We start from the raw sequence: 2707 nt of genomic DNA, 5'->3' as shown, positions 1-2707 counted from the left end.
TATTTCTTTTACTGACGCGGTGTTACTTATGTACCCCCTTAGTCCCTTTCCATAAGGTCGGCGCAGAAACATCATAGGCTGTATATATGAGAGATTACCAGAGCACAGAGATATACCTTTTTCGGTGAACATACAATAGATGTCCCACCTACCTGTTGACGATGTGTAAACTGAATTAATGTATTCCTTTATGTTATCAGGTAGACGTTTTGACCTTATGTACGGCGGATTCCCTATCACGGCGTCGAAGCCCGCGTTCTCCTTCTCGTCGCCGCCCTCGTCGTAGAACGCCTCCGGGTATTCGAGACGCCAGTGGAAGAAGTCCTCGCGCTCGGCGAGTTCGCGCGCCTCTGCGAACCAGTCGGTCGCCTCCACGTCGCGCCACTCCGCCTCGTCCTTCAGCGCCCGCGCCATCCGTTCGTACGCACCGCTCGGCACATCCACGCCGAACTCCTCGGCGGTCCGTACGTCGGCAATCGCTTCCAGCCTCTGTCTAAGTTCGTTCGCCTCGAACTCCCCGTACCGCTCCTCCATCTCTTTGATGTCGTCGAGATCTTGATTCTCGACCGCGATGATATCCTGCTGTATCGACATCAGGTCCTCCATCGTGCCCTCGAACGTCAGACCGAACTCTGTCAGTGCCTCTTCGGGACGGTCGGTATCTGATGTGTTTCCCCTCTCTAGGGCATCGATTTCCTCAATATTCGAACCGACGAGCGAGTTACCCGTCTTCAGATGGTGGTCGAGGAACGCCAGCGGCTGTTCGGCGGCGAGCGTCCGGAGCCACAGCGAGACCTTCGCCAGTTCGACCGCCATGCCGTTTAAATCGACGCCGTAGATACATTTCTGTGCGACCTGTCGACGCGCCCAGTGGATGTCGTGGGACTCGTCAACCGTCTCGATACCTGCCTCATCTGCCTGTAACTCCTGTGCGTTGACTATCTCGCGAGCGAGATGGTCGACAGCATTTGTCAGGAAGTGTCCGCTACCCATCGCGGGGTCGAGAATCTTGAGGTCGAAGACACGCTCTGCGAACTCCTCGGCGAAGTTGTCCTGGCTGTGGGTCGTCTGTCCGATCACGTCCTCTCTGATGTCGTCGAGTATCGGGTCTAACGTGTTCTCAACGATATACTGGACGACGTACTCCGGCGTGTAGTAGGAGCCGGTAGCCTTTCGTTCGCCCTTGTCTGTCGTCAGATAGACGTCTCCTTCCTCCAGACGTTCGACAGCGTCGCTCTCGTCGTAGTCGGAGTCTCCGAACTCCTCGATGGAGATCCACTTCTCGCCGTCATCGCGCACTGCGACGGTGGGTTCGTCGGCGACGTTGAGATTGTACTCAAGCAGACCTTCGTAGATACTTCCGAGATGACGAATGTCGAGAGACGAGTAATCGACGAAGACACGCCCCTTACCGTTCTGTGACTCACTACGTGTCAGAAGACTCACGACCTCTGCGACGTAGGCGTCCCCGACCTTGTTTTCCTGAAGGAAACGGCTCTCTTCTTCAGTCTCCTCGTCCACTTCGGTCTTGAACAGACCGCCGTTGTACGCAGGGATATAAAGATCTTCTTCGGGTATACCACGACTCTTACTTCCCTGGTCGATTAGCTCGAAGAGCTCATCAAGACGGTGCCAGAGATCATCCTGCCAGTTAGTGTAGTTCGTGTCTCCGCTTTCGATCTCTTCAACTACCTCACGCTTCAGAGAATTAAGACTGTATCTCTCGTCATATATCTCGTTCCGTGTGTCGAGGAGGTCACGTCCTTCACTCTCAGCATACAAGACGAAAATCAGCCTATAGAGATACGTTAGGGAGGCATCGTGTATCAGATCGAGATCCTCGTCAGGGTCAAGGTCATTCTCAGGATACTTCAGGAATCCTTCAGCGAGTAACTGTATAGCCTCATAGATATTCTCCTGTAGATCGTCACCTAACTCTTGTGAGTAGGTGTTACTACCCTCATAGACCTTATCAAGGAAACAGCTATCTGTTGCGTCCTCGACAAATGCTTCGTTATGGAAGAACTGGTAGAAGTATTTGAAATCGTCGAGAGTACCGTTTTCGAGTAGTTCTACGAGATCAACGTCGTAGTACGAGTCGAGTTTATGACTCGTCCCCGAGTAGTAGATACGCCAGTGTTTGCCATTCGTAAGTACTGCCCAGTCGACGGGGGTCTCTTGGAGGTAGACGTGTATCTGGTGGCTTGGGTTCGAGAAGTCACGTTTGTGCTCCCCACTTGCCGACAGTTTATCGAGAGAAAGATCCCATTTCTTTGCATCGGCAACAGAGAGCGCATTACGATAGAAGTCTTTTCCTTCGTCCTTACCTTCAATAGCCTCTTGGCGTATTTTTTCTGTCTTGAATAAGGCGTAGTCAGGACGCCGACGTCCTCTTTCTACTGTCTCTTCAACTTCGTATACGTGCCCGAGGTATTCAAAAATCGGACGGATGAAGTTATCTTCGAGGGACGATTCATTCTGATTTTTGAAAAGCCCCTTCTGTTCCTCGTAAACTCCTTTGATTTTCTCGAACGTGTCTTCCAGCTTGCTTCTGTCTTCGACTTCCCAGTCATCAGTTTGGGGGAGATGCTCTTTGAGGTAGTAGTTTGAGAACAGGTCTCGGTTAGTCACAAAGTCAAGCTCTGTGTCCATTATCGGTACTTCCCAATCGGTAATTGAGAGTAAAAGATAAAGCGTTACTCTGATT

1 protein-coding gene is annotated in these 2707 nt (G+C 51.6%); it reads right to left on the bottom strand.

Features of this window, described 5'->3' with window-relative positions; translation table 11 throughout:
• Positions 1-2652 (bottom strand): DNA methyltransferase (locus SV253_10145; GenBank protein ID MDY6776409.1); only part of this gene is annotated, 2652 nt, incomplete at its 3' end.
• Positions 2653-2707 lie beyond the last annotated feature (55 nt).

This window comes from Candidatus Afararchaeum irisae (assembly GCA_034190545.1).
GTDB classification, from domain to species: Archaea; Halobacteriota; Halobacteria; order Halobacteriales; family Afararchaeaceae; genus Afararchaeum; species Afararchaeum irisae.
This window is presented reverse-complemented; position numbering and strand designations above follow the sequence as displayed.